The following is a 16,901-nucleotide window of genomic DNA, read 5'->3' as shown; positions in this document are numbered from 1 at the left end:
TTAGGTGTTCTTCCCTCTCTGTGGCATCTGTAGTACCACAGTGTGTGCCGGATGTGTTTGCAAAAACTACGCAAACGATGGCCCATGTGGGAGCGGCTAACTCTCCACCCACTCCTCGATGCTCTCGGCCACGCTGGTTGCTACGCCTACTCCAGCCCCTACCAGGGTACCTATCGCGGCCCCGATACCTCCGGAAACAACGCCGCCTCCTGATAGAGTTCCGATGGCTCCTCCCAGGGTGCCACCTAAACCTGCGCACTCAGCGATGGTCATGATGAAGTCTCCCATAACGTACTCCTTTCTGGCCTTATGGCCCGCCCAAGTGGTTTACTGCCTTCAACAGTGCCTATTGTACCATTTTTAGCTCAGGTTGTAACGTGATGGACGTACAAGTCATTTATTCCAATTATGGGCACTTTTTGAACCTTTTTGGGATTTTTTTATTCCAGCCTATGGAATATCCAGAAAATTCATGGTATAATAGCCCCGAGGTGATAGAATGGCATTTTACGATAGAAACGGTATTCGTGCAGCAATCCCAAAACAGCGGTTAAATCTCAGTATACTTGCGAATGAGGTTATTCAAGGTGATATGCTTGCCTTTGGAGCAGAAACCCGGGACGGTTTTCTAAATCGAATTTTCAGATACTATTACCCTAAAGCGGATGCGTCAATTTCACTTTCTCTAAACACATATGAAAATGATCTTAATGAGTTGCTTTCTGATATTATCAAAGATAAAGAAATTAAAAGACGAGTTATCACCCGTCTGTCAGATAAAAAAGGGAATCACCTTAAAGAAGCAGCAAATGTTGACGAAAAAGGTGAGGGCTTCTATTTTAATCTAAATAAAGACAATTTCATGTACTTATCTGATCCTCAATCAGAGTGTGGTGAGGATAAATATTATAAGAACCACCGAAGCCGCTATATCAAGGCCGTGTTTGAGGAATATGCAAGATTACACTATGTGCAGCGAGAACTTATATATTTTACGCCCTATGTACAAGAAATTGAGCAAGCAATTAAAGGCGAATATCAACTAAAGATAACAACAGGGTATGATAGAAAATACAGTATCTATCCATATAAAATTCTTTGCGATCCTCTTGCTACAGCAAATTATCTGGTTGGCTATTCAAAACGAAATAATTGTCTTGACGATACTGAACGACCTTGTTCTTTTAGAATATCTGCACTAAAGTCGATTGCTGGAGAGACGGGTAAGAGTGCCTTTCTCAAAAAAGAGAAGTGGAAGCAGTTACGTGATGATATCTCCTTGCGTGGTGTGCAATTTCTCTCTTGTGTGGAAGAAAAGATTACAGTTAAACTGACAGAGGAAGGAGTCCAAAAATACCGCCGTCAAATACATTTGAGACCTAAGCTTGAAACCCCCAAAGAAGAAATTAAGGTCGATACTGATTTAGTGTTTTCTTGCACAGAGGCTCAAGCGGAGTTTTATTTTTTTAAGTTTGGGCGCGATGTGGAAATAGTGCAGCCAAAGCGCCTGCGGGAAAGGTTCATATCTTTATACAGAGAAGCGTTAAAGAAGTATGACAACGAATAATAAATCAGATATCTCTGGTAAGGAGTAAAAATATGCCTCAACTAGAAATATCTGATTTAGTCGATGTTGCTCCATTATGGCGTTCTTAAAGATTGTGCTATCAAAGGCTGCATCGGGTTCAAAAGAGACTCGGAAGGTTAAATAGTTCGCCGAGTCATTCACGCCCTTGATGAGAGTTCAACACATTTTTTCAATACCCCCATAACGATTGCACCCAAATCGTTATGAGGGTGGTGCATTTTGCACCCTGCATAGGTGCATCGTTAAGAGGGTTCACGGCTAGCTTCGTTACATTGTATCATTTATGGGATGGTAACCGATCCGGCCTGCGGCTCCGGCAATTTCCTGACGGAGACCTACCTGTCCCTGCGGAAGCTGGAAAACGAGGTCTTGCGGTGCTCCACCGACCAAATCAGCATGGATATGGAGGGCATCATCCAGGTGTCCATCGGTCAGTTCTACGGCATTGAGATCAACGACTTCGCCGTGACCGTGGCAAAGACCGCCCTGTGGATCGCGGAGAGCCAGATGATGAAGGAGACCGAGGACGTGGTGCATATGTCCCTGGACTTCCTGCCGCTGAAATCCTACGCCAATATCACCGAGGGCAACGCCCTGCGGCTGGATTGGGAGAGTGTGGTGCCCAAGGACAAGTTGAACTATATCATGGGAAATCCGCCGTTTGTGGGCTATTCCTTGCAAAACAAGGGGCAAAAGGAAGATATTCTTTCCGTTTATGTGGATGAAAAGGGCAAGTCCTATAAGACAGCGGGAAAGATCGACTATGTTTCCGGCTGGTATTTCAAAGCCGCTCAGTTGATGCAGGGGACAGATATTCGGACGGCGTTTGTGTCCACGAACTCCATCACTCAGGGGGAACAGGTGGCGGGCGTTTGGAAGCCGCTCTATGACCGATTTGGGATTCATATTGATTTTGCCCATCGGACATTCCGCTGGGACAGCGAGGCCAGTATCAAAGCCCATGTCCATTGTGTGATCGTGGGATTCAGTTCTGCCCCTAATCAAGCCCCTAAACGCATTTATACAATGGAGCGGTACCAGGAAGCCGAGAATATCAATCCTTATTTGCTTGATGCCCCCAATGCGTTTGTTGATAGCCGAAACAAACCAATTTGTGATGTTCCACTGATGACAACAGGAAATCGACCTGCCGATGGGGGACATTTGATTATTGAAGCTGACGAGTATGATGAATTTATTGCAAAAGAGCCTAATGCGCTGCCATATATCAAAAGACTGGTTGGTGCCGCAGAGTTTATCAATAACAAGAAACGCTGGTGCCTATGGCTTGTCGGAATTAGCCCAGCAGAATTACGAAAAATGCCGCTGGTGCTTCAACGGGTGGAAGCGTGTAAAGCAGACCGTGAAAATGCGCCCGATGCTGGACGCCGAAAGCTGGCAGAGCGCCCTACACAGTTCCGAGAAATCAACAATCCAGATACATTTGTGGTTGTTCCTGCCGTTTCTTCTGAACGAAGGCGGTATGTGCCGATTGGGTTTCTTGACAAAAATACAATAGCAACAAATCTTGTGATAACGATTCCAGACGCACAGCTTTACCATTTTGGTGTGCTGACTTCCAATGTCCACATGGCCTGGATGCGGGCAGTATGCGGACGGCTGAAAAGCGATTACCGCTACTCCAAGGATGTTGTCTACAACAACTTCCCCTGGCCCACCCCCACCGACGCACAGCAGGACAAAATCGAGCAGACCGCCCAGGCCATCCTGGACGCCCGCGCCCTCTACCCGGACTGCTCCCTTGCCGACCTCTACGATGAGGTCGCCATGCCCCCGGAGCTGCGGAAGGCCCACCAGCAAAATGACCGGGCCGTCATGCAGGCGTATGGGTTTGACGTGGCGACTACCACAGAGACAAGCTGTGTGGCGGAGTTGATGAGGATGTACCAGGCGTTAGTAGAATAAGAAACTAAGCACGATGATTTTAGAGATAACGTTCAAAAGGGAAGCGTGTACTTCATAATGAAAATAATGTTTTGGAATACATACAAAAACACGTCGATAAATCAGGTAATATGTGAAATTGCAAGAGAAAAAGATGTTGATATTATTGTTTTAGCTGAGTATCAAGATGATATTCAGAATTTAATTGGTGCCCTAAATATGCAGCCTTATGTTACTCTTGGTTGTGACCGAATTAAAATAATAGGCAGAAAAAAAGGCGTTGAACCTGGGATACAAGGAATTCGGTATTCCATTCAAATTATTGAGAATAAGTATATTTTATGTGCCATACACCTTCCGAGCCAAATGAGTAGTGGACATCAGGAAAGAAGGAATATAGTTATTCGGACAATTTTAAAAGATATTCAAGATGTTGAAGAAAAGCTGGGAACAAAGCGCAGTATTATACTCGGAGATTTTAATGAAGATCCTTATGAAGATGGCTGCTTATCCGCAACAAACTTTCATGGGTTACCTTGTTTGAATGATACTCTAAAGAATTATAGAACAATAGAAGGCAAGCAGTTTGAAATGTTTTATAATCCCATGTGGAGCTTGTTTGGCGATTTCAATTCACCACCTGGAACTTATTACTATGCTGGAAGCGACCCCAAATGCTCATATTGGCATATCTTTGATCAAGTAATGATTCGTTCCTGTTTGAAAAGTGAATTTATAAAAGATAGCCTGGAAATTATAGTAAAAGTTGGTGAAAGAACATTATTAAATGAAAAAGGGCAACCAAACAAAGAATATAGCGATCATCTACCAATAGTCTTTGAAATACAGGAGGGCTAATCATGAGTGAGAAATTGGATATAGGCGATAAACTTAGATTTGATGCGACCGAATTAATATGTCCTGACAAAGCTATTGCCGAGATTGGAACTCAACTTGAGGATGTTACAAATGGGCTTGTAAAAGGAGTTGTAAATGAGTACGATGGGCCAATAGAGTCATATAATACTTTAAGTGGAATGGCATCTATAGTTGCAGCCCTTGGAACATCGCAAAAGTACAACATTCAGAATGACCTTGGGGAAATTGGCTATGAGTTGTTCAAATTTGAGTTCTACCTTGCATCATCTAAACTTCCTAACTATAAATTCAGGGTAATGTTTTTTGAATATGGGTTAGGTGGTTATCCGGTGAAAATTGTTCTGGAACAAGGACTTGCAGATGAGATATTTAAGCAGGAAGATGCGAATTATATTTTTGAAATACAAACAAAAAACGAATTGGAAAGTACTGTAACTAATATCTTGGCATCAAATAGGGCTATTAAAGTAATCCAAGGGCTAATCAACGTATCTTTGAATGTTCAAAATCAGGCAGAAACTCCCGCTCAGCTTGAAGGAATTGAATAGAAATTGGTTTTCAACTTCATTTTACAATAAATATTCTGAGTTATTTGAAGAAAAGTGACAGCAGCAGCCTACCTTTCCTATATAAGAAGTCTGGGAGCATGGTTAAAATCATGCTCCCAGGCTTTTTACGGTGAGGTGTAAATAAACCCATTGTAAATAATTCCCTCTACCTGATTTCGGATATTATTCATCCTACCAACCCACTCCATCTGATTTTCGGCTTTAAACTGTTCTGTGATACCCTCCTGTTCTGCCAGTTGTTTAACCAGCTGAAAAAACATAGCTTCTGCCTGGGTATCAACCGCAATCAAATGGTCATTCAGCTTGCCGCCGAGAAGCAGGGCATTGTAGAGTGGCCTGTGTTGTGTTGTCAGGTAGTGTCTCCGCCGTTGCCCCCAGATACCAACGGGAGCGGTTTCAGGTAGAGACAAATCGGGCAGGAAATAATTGCCTTCCTGATGATAGGTGCCGCCCAGTTCTTCAAATAATGACTTCATTGCAGATTCCTCCGTTTGTTCAGATTTTCTGCAATACATCGTATCGACTGTCTTTACTACATTTTTTGAAACCATCGTTACGGAACCTCATTAAAAAGGGACGCGCCTGCTTTTATAGTTAACGCAATTCAAAAGAGGTAGAAACCTTCTTTTGAACCAGGCGGCTCAGCCGCTCAACCTGAAAACGGGGATGTACCGATTTTCAAGTGCGTTTACGATATATGCCTGCCGCCCTTCTTCCGCAGCTCCTGGAAAAAATCCTGCAGCAGGGCGCGGCATTCTTCTTCCAGAAAACCCCGGTAAAGCTCCGGGCGGTGGCTGATGGGCAGGGAAAAGAGATCACAGGCTGTGCCAGTGCATCCAGCTCTGGGATCGTCCGGGCCATATACCACTGTGTCTATATGGGCGTTGATAATGGCCCCTGTACACATAGGGCAAGGCTCCAGGGTTACATAAAGCTGGCACCCCTGGAGCCTCCAGCTTTTCAAAGCGGAGCAAGCCTGGTGTATGGCCTCCAGCTCCGCATGAGCCAGGGCCGTTTGGGCGGATTCCCGGCGGTTCCGGCCCCGGCCTATCACCTGGCCTTCCTTTACCACTACCGCCCCCACAGGCACTTCCCCTGCCAAGCCTGCCTCCATGGCAAGGGCAAGGGCCTCCAGCATATATTCTCTTTTGGGGATAAAGGCCAGTTCCATGGATTTACACCAGAAGTACGATAAAGTACACTGCCACAATAGCCGCAAGCGCCCAGAACAGGGGGGCTTTTGCAATAGCCGCTGCGGCGCGCCCAAAGCTTAGGGGCTGTTGTGGACCGTCATACTGGGGGGAACGGCGGGTGATGAAGATTCTGCGGTAGAAAATCAGCAGCAGAAGCAGGCTGAGTCCCCCCAGCCCCAGCAGGGAAAGCTCCAGTACGGCAGAGAACAGATCCGGATTTTGAGGGCAAATAAGCCCGCTGTAACGGGTGAGGATGACAGCCCCGTTATTTATCATGTGTATCCAGATAGTCAGCCACAGGTTGTTCGTGCGGGCATAGAGAAAGCCCAGCACCAGCCCGGCGTTTATAGCAAATACCACTGTGCCAAGTTCCAGATGGGCCAGCCCGAAAAGCAGGGCAGAGGCGGCAACGGAAAACCCAATGCCATATTTGCGCAGGGTGCCGATGAAAATCCCCCTGTCCATGACCTCCTCCAGCATAGGGCCTAAAACAGCGATGGTGGCAAAGTCTATGAGGAATCCCAGCCAAGTGCCTATATCCTCGCTGGTTTCCAGCACCGTTGGCTGGTAGTCTGCACCTTCCAGCACTGTGTAAAGGATATTTGCAAGGATATTGCCCAGAATCATCAGGGCTGAACCTGCCAGCACGCATAGAAGGCTGGGGAAAAAGCCGGTCTTTTGGAATTTCAGGTAATCTGCCGTGTTTTTGCGTCCTGCCACGAAGAACAGGAAGGGGACAAGGCCGGTGGAAAGCACCACAATAAGGCCGGTAATCATAGACATGCCATAGCTGTCAGAGGCGAAAAGGTTTATCCCCAGAACAACGCACAGGATGCCTAAGATATACCCCCATCCAGCTGAAAGGGCCATCTGGGCCAGGGCCAGCAGGGACATGCGGTTCATATCCCTGCTGGCGGCTTTCCCCAGCGGATCCTTTACCGGCCCAGGCCCCGTAAAGACAGGGGGGGCAGGTTGGGCAGGCTGCGGGTAATAGCAGGGCTGGATCCAGCCCTGTGCAGGGGGGACGGAATACCCCTGGGGCGCAGCCCCGGGCACAGCGCTCTGTAGGGGATAGTACCCCTGGGGCGCAGCCCCGGGCGCAGTGCCCTGCTGGGGATAGTATCCCTGGGGCGCGGCCCCGGGCACAGCGCCCTGCTGGGGATAGTATCCCTGAGACGCGGCCCCGGGCACAGCGCCCTGTGGGGGATAGTACCCCTGAGGCGCAGCCCCGGGCACAGCGCCCTGTTGGGGATAGTACCCCTGGGGCGCAGCCCCGGGCACAGCGCCCTGCGGAGGATAGTACCCCTGGGGCGTAGCCCCGGGCACAGCGCTCTGCGGGGGATAGTACCCCTGAGGTGCAGGAGATGGATAGGGGTTAGTCATAGGCTTTTCCTCCCAGTTTTACAGGATACCGCAGACCTTTTGCACATAGTCCGCCGGGTTGTCCAAGGCAATGCCCTCAATGAGCAGGGCCTGATCGTATAATATCTCCGCGTACAGCTTTAGTTTGTCCTTGTCCGCCTCATAAAGGCCCTGCAGCTTTGTGAACAGGGGATGTTCCGGGTTCAGTTCCAGCACCCGTTGGGCCTTGATTTTCTCCTGGGCAGGCATAGCGTTGAGCACCTTTTCCATTTCAGTGGAAATCATCCCGTCTGTAGAGATGCATACTGGATGGCTTTTCAGCTTGGCGGAAACCTTCACTTCCTTCACCTTGTCCCCCAAAGCCTCTTTCATTGCTGCCAGCATGTCCTTGTGATCCTCTGAAAGCTTCTGGGTCTTTTCCTTTTCTTCAGGGTTTTCCAGATCCAGGTCATCAGAAGCGATATTTTTAAATTCTTTCTCGTTATATTTTTCCAGCACCCGCAGGGCAAATTCGTCCACGTTGTCTGTCAGGCACAGGATTTCATAGCCTTTTTCCAAAATGGCCTCGGCCTGGGGCAGGCTTAAGATCCGTTCTGGGGTTTCGCCGCAGCCATAATAAATAACAGGCTGATCCGCTGGTATCCTGTCGGTGTATTCCTGGAGGGTGGCAAGCTTTTTCTCCTTGGAGGTGGTGAACAGCACCAGATCCTTCAGCTCGTCCTTTTTGGCGCCGTAATCGTTATACATGCCAAACTTTAGCTGCAGGCCAAAGCTTTTCCAAAATTCTTCATACTTTTCCCGGTCATTCGTGAGCATGGATTTCAGTTCGCTGGCAATTTTTTTCTCCAGCCGCCCGGCAATCAGCTTGAGCTGCCTGTCGTGCTGGAGCATTTCCCGGGAGATGTTCAGGGACAAATCCTGGGAATCCACCAGGCCCTTTACGAAGCTGAAGCAGTCCGGCAGCAGATCCCCGCATTTCTCCATAATCAGCACGCCGCTGGCGTAGAGCTGCAGGCCCTTTTCAAACTCCCGGGTGTAGTAATCCATAGGCGGGGTTTTGGGGATGAACAGCAAAGCGCTGTATGTGGCGGCACCCTCAGTGGAGGTGCGGATTATCCGCAGGGGATCCTGCCAGTCGTAAAACTTTTCTTTGTAGAAAGCGTGCATCTCCTCATCGGATACCTCGCTCTTGGCCTTCTTCCAAATGGGCACCATGCTGTTTAAGGTGTCCGTTTCAAAGTATGTCTCATACTCCGGCTCCTTCCCCTCTGTACCTGTGCCCTCTTTCAGGCGGCTTTTCTGCATCTCCATGCGGATGGGGTAGCGGATATAGTCGGAATAGCGCTTTACGAGCTGGCGCACCCGGTATTGGTCGGCAAACTCGGTATACTTTTCGTCCTCTGTGTCCTCCTTCAGCCAAAGGGTGACGGTGGTGCCATGCTCGGCTTTATCGCAGGGGGCAATTTCATACCCTTCCAGGCCCGCGGATTCCCAGCAGTAGGCGCTGTCCGCCCCAAAGGCCCGGCTTTCCACCCGCACCCGGCTGCTTACCATAAAGGCGGAATAGAACCCCACGCCGAACTGGCCGATAATATCCACGTCCTCTTTCTGTTCCTTTTCAGTCTTAAACTGCAAAGATCCGCTTTTGGCAATAACCCCCAGGTTTGCGTCCAGCTCCTCCTGGGTCATACCCACGCCGTTGTCAGAGATGGTGATGGTGCGCGCCTCCTTGTCCGCATCAATGCGGATGAAGAAGTCCTCCCGGGAAAGGCCTGTGGCCCCATCCTCCAGGGTGCGGTAATAAAGCTTGTCTATGGCGTCGCTGGCATTGGAGATAAGCTCCCGCAAAAAGATTTCCTTGTGGGTGTAGATGGAGTTTATCATCAAGTCCATCAGCCGTTTTGATTCTGCCTGAAATTCCTTTAAAGCCATGTGCTGAAAACTTCCTTTCCCATTCTCATGATGTTTTTATTGTAATACAATTTTCTGTTTTGTGCAAGCCCTGGCAGGGAGGGGGGAGTGTCCGAACACGCAGTTTATATCTACGGTGCACACCTATGGGGTTTTGTCCCAAACCCCACAACCCCTTTTAAAAGAAGGGGAAACATTCCCTTTGGGAATGTTTTGATCCTAAAACCAATAAAGCCGGGTCTGCCATATTGTCTCCTGCAGCAGCATAAGGGAGCATTCCTGTAAGAAAACAAGGGCAGGCGTGGATTCCTCCAAACCTGCCCTCTTTTCTATGCTGCTTATCCTATATTATTAGTACATCCCGCCCATGTCGGGTGCGGCAGGAGCTGCCGGAGCAGGCTCCTTAATATCTGCCACCAAGGACTCGGTGGTGAGGATGGTGGAAGCCACAGAGGAAGCGTTCTGCAGAGCGGAACGGGTCACCTTGGTGGGATCCACAATGCCAGCCTCAATCATGTCCTGGAACTCGCCAGTCAGAGCATTGTAGCCATAGCCTACCTTCTGCTCCTTCTTAATGGCCTCTACAATGACAGAGCCTTCGATGCCAGCGTTCATGGCAATCTGGCGCACAGGCTCCTCCAGAGCCTTCAGCACGATAGCAGCGCCAGTCTTTTCGTCGCCCTGGGCTTCCTCTACATACTTCTGTACAGCAGGGATAGCGTCGATAAGGGCGGTGCCGCCGCCGGAAACAATGCCTTCCTCCACAGCAGCCTTGGTTGCGGCCAGTGCGTCCTCAATGCGCAGCTTCTTTTCTTTCATCTCAACATCGGTAGCAGCGCCAACCTTGATAACAGCCACGCCGCCAGCCAGCTTAGCCAAGCGCTCCTGCAGCTTTTCCTTGTCAAACTCGGAGGTAGTGGTTTCAATCTGGGAACGGATCTGGCCTACGCGGGCCTTGATATCCTCAGAGGAGCCAGCGCCGTTGACGATGATGGTGTTTTCCTTGTCCACCTTTACCTGATGGGCAGAACCAAGCTGGCTGAGCTGCGCGTCCTTCAGCTCCAGGCCCAGTTCCTCAGAGATAACCTGGCCGCCGGTAAGGGTGGCGATGTCTACCAGCATCTCCTTGCGGCGGTCGCCAAAGCCGGGAGCCTTAACGGCTACGCAGGTGAAGGTACCCCGCAGGCGGTTGAGAATAAGGGTGGTGAGGGCTTCGCCTTCAATATCCTCAGCGATGATCAGCAGCTTCTTGCCAGACTGTACCACCTGCTCCAGCAAGGGGAGGATCTCCTGGATGTTGGAAATCTTCTTGTCTGTGATGAGGATAGCAGGATCGTCCAGCTCTGCCACCATCTTGTCAGTATCGGTAGCCATATAGGGGGAAATGTAGCCCCGGTCGAACATCATGCCTTCAACCACTTCGCACTGGGTTTCAGCGGTTTTGCCCTCTTCCACAGTGATAACACCGTCGGAAGTCACCTTCTCCATAGCGTCGGCAATGAGCTGGCCAATTTCATCGCTGCTGGAGGAAACCGCTGCCACGCGGGCAATGTCCTTTGTGCCGGAAACCTTCACGGAATTCTTCACAATAGCGTCAACAGCAATGTTTGTGGCCTTCTGTACGCCGCCCCGCAGCACCATGGGGTTTGCCCCTGCGGTGACGTTCTTCATGCCTTCCCGCACCAGGGCCTGGGCCAGCAGGGTGGCGGTGGTAGTGCCATCGCCGGCAATGTCGTTGGTCTTGGTGGCAACCTCTTTTACAAGCTGTGCGCCCATGTTCTCAAAAGCGTCCTCCAGCTCCACTTCCTTGGCGATGGTTACGCCGTCGTTGGTGATAAGAGGAGAGCCGAACTTTTTGTCCAGTACCACATTGCGGCCCTTAGGCCCCAGGGTGATTTTCACAGTGTCAGCAAGCTGGTTCACGCCGCTGAGAAGGGCCTTGCGGGCGTCCTCCCCATAGATGATTTTCTTAGCCATAGTATATCGTCCCTTTCCTGTATCAAAATGTATTTTTCAAACGATTTGAGAACGGAGCCTTAGTCCTCCACCACTGCCAGGATGTCAGACTGCTTGACAATGGTGTACTCCTCGCCGTCTACCTTCACTTCTGTGCCGGTATACTTGGCGGAAATTACCCGGTCGCCTTCCTTGAGATACATCTTGATTTCCTTGCCGTCTACCTCGCCGCCGGGGCCAACTGCCACCACCCGGGCAATCTGGGGCTTCTCCTGGCTTTTGGCAGCCAGCACAATGCCGCTCTTGGTAGTCTCCTCGGCTTCCTCGGTTTTGATGAGCACTCTGTCCAGAAGAGGTTTCACTTTCATAATTCGTCACCTTCAGGCCCTGTTTTAAACGGGCCAATCCTTTCTCCCCGGCGCTATCGTTTTCGCGCCTGCCGGGGAAAGGCGTGAAAACCGCGGGAACCCGCGAAAAAATCAACACAGAAATTTGTTTTAGCACTCGTGAATCTCAAGTGCTAACACATATTCTAGCCACATGGTCAGGAAAAGTCAATACCCTTTCCCCATATTTTTTGACTTTTAACAAATCTTTCATAAATTTCCAGGCAAAAGGCTTTTAAATCAAAAAAAGAAGCCGAAGCATACGCTTTCAGCTTCTCTTACGGTACTGCCGCACAAGGTGCGTGATAACCATAGCCGCCCCGCCAATCAGCAGGTAAATGAACACATAGATCAGGATGGAGGCATCCCAGCCCGTTATAAACAGGCACGCCCCCGGCCAGTAGAGTAGCGCCGCCAGCAAAGGCGCATACCAGAAGCGCCTCATGTCCCACCCGGCGGCAATGCCAATCCCCAGCGCGAAAAGGGGATTGATAAGCAGGAACAGGAGCACAACAGCCCCCAGGAACGCGTCAGAGGGCAGAAAGGAAACCAGCCATGGCGGCAGGAGCATGGCCCCCGCGCAGGGCAGGACTATTTTCAGGTGCTTATACCATGTCTTTTTCATGAGGGGCTTCTCCTGGCTTTAAGCCAATAAATTTTCGGATGAAATAGCAGAGGAGCATGCCGCCTGCTCCCAGCAGAAGGTACAGTGCCAGCAGCTTCAGAAGCATTTCCGTCAGCAAGACCCGTCCGTATAGGCTGAGGAAAAAGCAGAGGGACACGAGGGCCGGCACATACCAGTACCGCCTGACGTTCTTTCCCGCCCCGGCCCCCAGCCCCAACGCGAAAAGGGGGATGGAGGTGATGGGAGGGAAACAGAACAGGACAAAGCTTACAGGCCCTTCCCGGACTATCAGCATAGCCAGAAGGGGCAGGTAGACACAGGCAGCAGCGGCCAGAACAAAAAGCAGGTGGGGGCAAAGCTTTTTCATAAAAACCTCCTTTTGGGACAAAGGAAAGGCTTTATTCGTGGCGCAGAGCGTCAATGGGGTTTAAGTTGGAAGCCTTTACAGAAGGCAGCAGCCCGAAAAGGATGCCGATAGCCATGGAGAAAATCACTGCCAGGATGATGAAGGGGATGCTGATAGACACCGGGGCAGAGGTCAGATGGGAGATAAGCTCTGCCATGCCAATACCCGCGCCTACACCCAAAAGCCCGCCCAAGCCTGTGAGCACAGCGGCTTCCGTCAAAAACTGCCACAAAATCCGTCCTTTTTTTGCGCCGATGGCCTTTTTCAGGCCGATTTCCCTGGTACGTTCTGTAACAGATACCAGCATGATGTTCATAACGCCAATACCGCCCACCAAAAGGGAGATACTGGCTATCCAGATAAGCTGCTGGTTAGTGGCGTTGTTTAAATCCTGCAGCTCCTGGGCCTGCTTTAATGTGTCCTCCGACTTATAAAGCACCCTTTCGCTGGTAACCTGGCTGTTCAGCAGGGCCGCTACAGCCTCGCCCACAGTGGACATGGCCTCTGTGTGGGACACCTGTACGGCTATTTCCTGAGGCTCGTCATAGGCGAAAAAGGAGGGCCAGATATTTTCCGGCACAAACACAGACCCGCCGGTCTGGGCGCCGGCATAGGTGTAGTAATCTTCAATGGTATTGATAATCGGCTCGAATTTCCTGTCAGGCTCCACCACGCCCACCACCACCAGCGCGGTGGACTTGAACTCAATGGTCTTGCCAATGGGGTCGGCGCCCTGGAAGAACATCTGGGCGGCGCTGGTGTCCAGAATGGCCACATGCCGGAAGTCGGTAAAATCCCTGGGCACAAAGGCCCGGCCTTTTTTCACAGAATAGCTGCAGGTGGAAAAATAGGCGTTGTCAATGCCGTATATCTCGCAGCCGGATATTTCCGTATTGCTATAATAGAAGGAGCTGTCGTAGCTGGTGCGGCGGTTGTAAGCAGCGGCAGACACCACGTCAGGCAGATCCAGAATGGCGTTATACACGTCGCTGCTTACAGGGAGCACCCCCTCGGGGATACCCTCAAACTCCATCTGGTAGGGGCTGTCATATTCCTGTTGGTAAAGCTGCACCCGGGTTACGTTATTGCCAGAACCTATCAGGTTCTGCTTAATCTGCTCGTTGGTGCCCTTGATGGTGGACACGATGGAAATAATGGCGGCAATGCCGATAATGATACCCAGCATGGTTAAAAAGGAGCGCATCTTGTGGGACCAGATGCCCTGAAAGGACAGGCGTATATTCTCAATCAAGGATGACTCCCCCTCCGTTTTCTGTTTCAAAATAGGTGCCGTTTTCATCCCGGCCTGTAATAACAGCCCCATCCGGCAGGTTAGGCTCCACAATGCCGGGGGTCTCCGTCCCGTCCCCGCTGCTTTCTTCCTCCAGGGTGCTGGCGTCTCCTTCTGTAGCAGAGGGAAGGCTTTCGCCAGCTCCGCTTTCCAGCAGGCTGCTGCCTTCGCCCTGCTCCCCTTCCTCAGGGTAGGGGGGATCTTCGCTGTCCTGCAGGATGACCCGCACGCCCTCCTTGGTGTCAACGCCATAAGGGAAAGCAATGAAATCCTCAGCAGTCAGGCCGGACTTTATCTCCAGATAGCTGCCGCTGTAGATGGTTTTGCCTGTCTGCACATACTGCTTGTGCAGGCGGTTGTCGCGGCCTGCCTTCATAACATAGAAGCCCGCGTCGTCTTCCCGCAGGTAGGGCTTATCCAGATAGAGGGCGCCGCCATCCGCTGTGTCCTGCACGTTCATGGTAATTTCCACTCCCATGCCATTTTCCAGGCTGTCGTCCCCGTCCTCTACCACAGCGGTAAACTCATAGCTGGAGCTGTTGGGATTTCCCGCGCCGTAATAGCCGTATCCCGAGGAATTGTCCATAGGGAAGTCGGAGATGCTGACAATCTGGGCAGAGTAGCTCATGCCGTTCATCCAGGACATAGCGCTCACTGTGTCCCCTACAGCTATGCTGCCCAGCAGGCCCTCGCTCAAAGAGCCGGAAATATAGAACTTGTCATCCCCGGACACCACCATAAAGGGCTTGCTTTCTGCCACAGCCAGCTCCAGGTCTATCAAAGTGCGCACCCGCCCATCCACATTGCTGAGAACAGTGGAATTGTCCAGGGCGCGCTGGGCGATTTCCAGGTTCAGCTTAGCCTGCTTCAAGGCATACTGCAAATCCCGGATTTCCGTCTTTTTCTTTTCTATCTCTTCCTTTAGCTGGGAGGAGGTATATCCCATGTCATCGTAATTGTTGGGGTTCGGCGTGGGGGTGGGGGTAGCGTCCAGAAGCACATCCTGGATGTCCTCCATGGTGCTGTCCTCTAAGGGGGCCATTGTCTGAATAATGGCGGAAAGCTGGGTGCCGTCCAGCTTGAAGGAGGAGATAAGGCTCCCGTAATTGGAGTTCCCTTCGCGCACCTCGAAAATGGCCGCGAAAGGGGAAGCCAGTTCATTCCCGGCAGGCTCCGCCTGGGAAGGCGTAGCATCCGGCGCTTCGCTGGAGGGTTCATCCCCGTCCGGCTCCGGGCTGGAACCAGGCCCCGGCGTTGGATCCGGCATATCCTCCTGCCCTGCTCCCAGCAGCAGCATTAAAAATTCCTTTGTCATCACGCACCCGTCTGTGCAGAGAAACACATAAGGGTCGCTGGAGGTGCCGCTGCCCGAGTAGGGGAGGGAGGTTTCATCCAAACGGCTGTAAAGGGTTACATCGGCCGGCGGGATGGCGGTAGGCCCCGGGGTGGGAGTGGGAGTAGGGGTCGGCCGGTTTGTGGGCCGTTGGGTGGGCCTGGGTGTGACTACCGGCTTTGCAGTGGAGGAAGGCTTTGTATTCTGCAGCTTTTTCAACTGCTTCTGCGCCTCGTCAATTTTCAGCTCCGTCTGTTTCACAGCCAGCTCCTTGGCCTCCACGTCCAGCTCCAGCTTGGCCTTGTCGTATTGCAGCAGGGGATCTCCAATGTGGACCTCCTGCCCCTCGGACACAAAGACCTCTGAAATAACCTTGTCGGAGGTGGGGAAAATCTCCTGCATATAGTCGCTGAGGATGGTGCCCGAGGAGGTTGCCTGATCCCCCCAATAGGAAGTGGAGAGATAGCTGACCGGCATAACCTCCACGGTTTTCTGATCATTGCGATACTGTATAAAAAACCATGTCCCCAGCAGGGCGGCAGTAACCACCACCAGCGTGATGGAAATGATGAGTATCCTGTTCCGCAGCTTTTTATTCTGCCCTTGCGCTTTCAAATGCTTGCTCATAGGGTGTGCAGGACTCCTTTCTGTTGCCCGGCCTTACAGAGCCGTATCCTGTCCCAGCAGGGGGACGGGGGTTGTAACCTCCGTGGGGATGGGGCTGCCAAAGCTGCCCTCTGAAACATCCCCTTCCGGGGGAGAATCCGTCAAAGGCTTTCCCTGCGCGTCCACCAGCCTGCCGTCCCGGATGTGCAGGGTGCGCTTGGCATGGGCGGCAATTTCCGGTTCGTGGGTAATCATTACAATGGTCACGCCCTCTTCGTTGAGGCGCTGGAATATTTCCATAATCTGCTCGCCGGATTTCGTGTCCAAAGCGCCGGTAGGCTCGTCTGCCAGCAAAATTTTAGGGCTGTTTACAATGGCCCTGGCGATGGCTACCCGCTGGCACTGCCCGCCGGAAAGCTGGGTGGGCTTGAAGCTAGTGCGATCCCCCAGCCCAACCCGCTCCAGGGCCTGCCGCGCCATTTCCTGGCGCTCCCGGCGGCGCACCCCGGCATACAGCAGGGGCAGGGCCACGTTGTCCTGGGCAGACTGCCTGGACAGCAGGTAAAAGCTTTGGAACACAAAGCCAATGCTGTGCAGGCGCACATCCGACATTTTTGAGTCTCCCAGCCCGGCAATGTCCTCCCCCTCCAGCAAGTAGGCTCCGGAGGTGGGAGCGTCCAGGCATCCAATAATGTTCATCAGGGTTGTTTTGCCGGAGCCGGAAGGCCCCATAATCGCCAGATATTCCCCTTCCTCCACAGAGAGGGAAATGTCCTTGAGCACAGGCACCTCCATGCGCCCCTGCAAATAGGTTTTGCAGATATTCCGCAGTTCCAGCATCATAAGCTGTCAAACCGGGGCGCGGGCTTCCCCGCACCGTTCCTTTCAAAA

The 16,901-nt window shown here is 51.5% G+C and carries 16 protein-coding genes and 1 pseudogene; 4 read left to right on the top strand and 13 right to left on the bottom strand.

The window, feature by feature from the left end; translation table 11 throughout:
- Positions 1-96: 96 nt before the first annotated feature.
- Entirely contained in the window at positions 97-288 is a 192-nt protein-coding gene (locus D1841_RS03565) for a hypothetical protein (protein WP_160642018.1), read from the bottom strand.
- Positions 289-499: 211 nt separating this feature from the next.
- Here D1841_RS03565 and D1841_RS03560 point away from each other — a divergent pair, with 211 nt between their 5' ends.
- From D1841_RS03560 to D1841_RS03545, 4 genes are all read left to right on the top strand, one after another.
- Entirely contained in the window at positions 500-1,567 is a 1,068-nt protein-coding gene (locus D1841_RS03560) for a WYL domain-containing protein (RefSeq protein WP_160642017.1), read from the top strand.
- Between the two features lie 309 nt (positions 1,568-1,876).
- Positions 1,877-3,514, top strand: coding sequence for a DNA methyltransferase (locus D1841_RS03555; RefSeq protein ID WP_160642016.1), 1,638 nt, complete (start codon positions 1,877-1,879; stop codon positions 3,512-3,514).
- 57 nt (positions 3,515-3,571) lie between these two features.
- Positions 3,572-4,351: an endonuclease/exonuclease/phosphatase gene (locus D1841_RS03550; RefSeq protein ID WP_160642015.1), complete on the top strand. Its 780-nt coding sequence runs from the start codon at positions 3,572-3,574 to the stop codon at positions 4,349-4,351.
- Positions 4,352-4,353: 2 nt separating this feature from the next.
- Positions 4,354-4,920: a hypothetical protein gene (locus D1841_RS03545; RefSeq protein WP_160642014.1), complete on the top strand. Its 567-nt coding sequence runs from the start codon at positions 4,354-4,356 to the stop codon at positions 4,918-4,920.
- Between the two features lie 125 nt (positions 4,921-5,045).
- On the opposite strand, the gene D1841_RS03540 is transcribed toward D1841_RS03545, so the two are convergent.
- The 12 genes and pseudogenes from D1841_RS03540 to D1841_RS03490 form a co-directional block, all read right to left on the bottom strand.
- Entirely contained in the window at positions 5,046-5,417 is a 372-nt protein-coding gene (locus D1841_RS03540) for a TnpV protein (protein WP_160642013.1), read from the bottom strand.
- Positions 5,418-5,629: 212 nt separating this feature from the next.
- A complete protein-coding gene (locus D1841_RS03535) occupies positions 5,630-6,112 on the bottom strand; it encodes a nucleoside deaminase (protein WP_201751209.1) in 483 nt (160 codons plus the stop codon).
- A gap of 4 nt (positions 6,113-6,116) precedes the next feature.
- The gene (locus tag D1841_RS03530) at positions 6,117-7,517 is read right to left on the bottom strand and encodes a CPBP family intramembrane glutamic endopeptidase (protein ID WP_160642012.1); all 1,401 of its coding nucleotides are present in this window, start codon (positions 7,515-7,517) and stop codon (positions 6,117-6,119) included.
- Positions 7,518-7,535: 18 nt separating this feature from the next.
- Positions 7,536-9,428: a molecular chaperone HtpG gene (htpG, locus tag D1841_RS03525; protein WP_160642011.1), complete on the bottom strand. Its 1,893-nt coding sequence runs from the start codon at positions 9,426-9,428 to the stop codon at positions 7,536-7,538.
- Between the two features lie 330 nt (positions 9,429-9,758).
- On the bottom strand, positions 9,759-11,384 hold the full coding sequence (groL, locus tag D1841_RS03520) for a chaperonin GroEL (protein ID WP_160642010.1): 1,626 nt from the start codon (positions 11,382-11,384) through the stop codon (positions 9,759-9,761).
- Positions 11,385-11,443: 59 nt separating this feature from the next.
- Positions 11,444-11,731: a co-chaperone GroES gene (groES, locus tag D1841_RS03515; RefSeq protein WP_160642009.1), complete on the bottom strand. Its 288-nt coding sequence runs from the start codon at positions 11,729-11,731 to the stop codon at positions 11,444-11,446.
- Positions 11,732-12,017: 286 nt separating this feature from the next.
- Positions 12,018-12,374, bottom strand: a complete 357-nt coding sequence (locus D1841_RS03510) for a hypothetical protein (RefSeq protein WP_160642008.1) — start codon at positions 12,372-12,374, stop codon at positions 12,018-12,020.
- On the bottom strand, positions 12,355-12,741 hold the full coding sequence (locus D1841_RS03505) for a hypothetical protein (protein ID WP_160642007.1): 387 nt from the start codon (positions 12,739-12,741) through the stop codon (positions 12,355-12,357). Before D1841_RS03505 ends, D1841_RS03510 begins: the two co-directional genes overlap by 20 nt.
- Positions 12,742-12,772: 31 nt before the next feature.
- Positions 12,773-14,032: an ABC transporter permease gene (locus tag D1841_RS03500; protein WP_160642006.1), complete on the bottom strand. Its 1,260-nt coding sequence runs from the start codon at positions 14,030-14,032 to the stop codon at positions 12,773-12,775.
- A gap of 563 nt (positions 14,033-14,595) precedes the next feature.
- Entirely contained in the window at positions 14,596-14,712 is a 117-nt protein-coding gene (locus tag D1841_RS19715) for a hypothetical protein (RefSeq protein ID WP_350339955.1), read from the bottom strand.
- 980 nt (positions 14,713-15,692) lie between these two features.
- Positions 15,693-15,806: pseudogene (locus D1841_RS19710) on the bottom strand (biotin/lipoyl-binding protein); the annotation flags it as partial.
- A gap of 258 nt (positions 15,807-16,064) precedes the next feature.
- A complete protein-coding gene (locus D1841_RS03490; protein ID WP_160642005.1) occupies positions 16,065-16,853 on the bottom strand; it encodes an ABC transporter ATP-binding protein in 789 nt (262 codons plus the stop codon).
- Positions 16,854-16,901 lie beyond the last annotated feature (48 nt).

It is taken from the genome of Neglectibacter sp. X4 (assembly GCF_009917365.1).
Lineage (GTDB): Bacteria > Bacillota > Clostridia > Oscillospirales > Acutalibacteraceae > Acutalibacter.
This window is presented reverse-complemented; position numbering and strand designations above follow the sequence as displayed.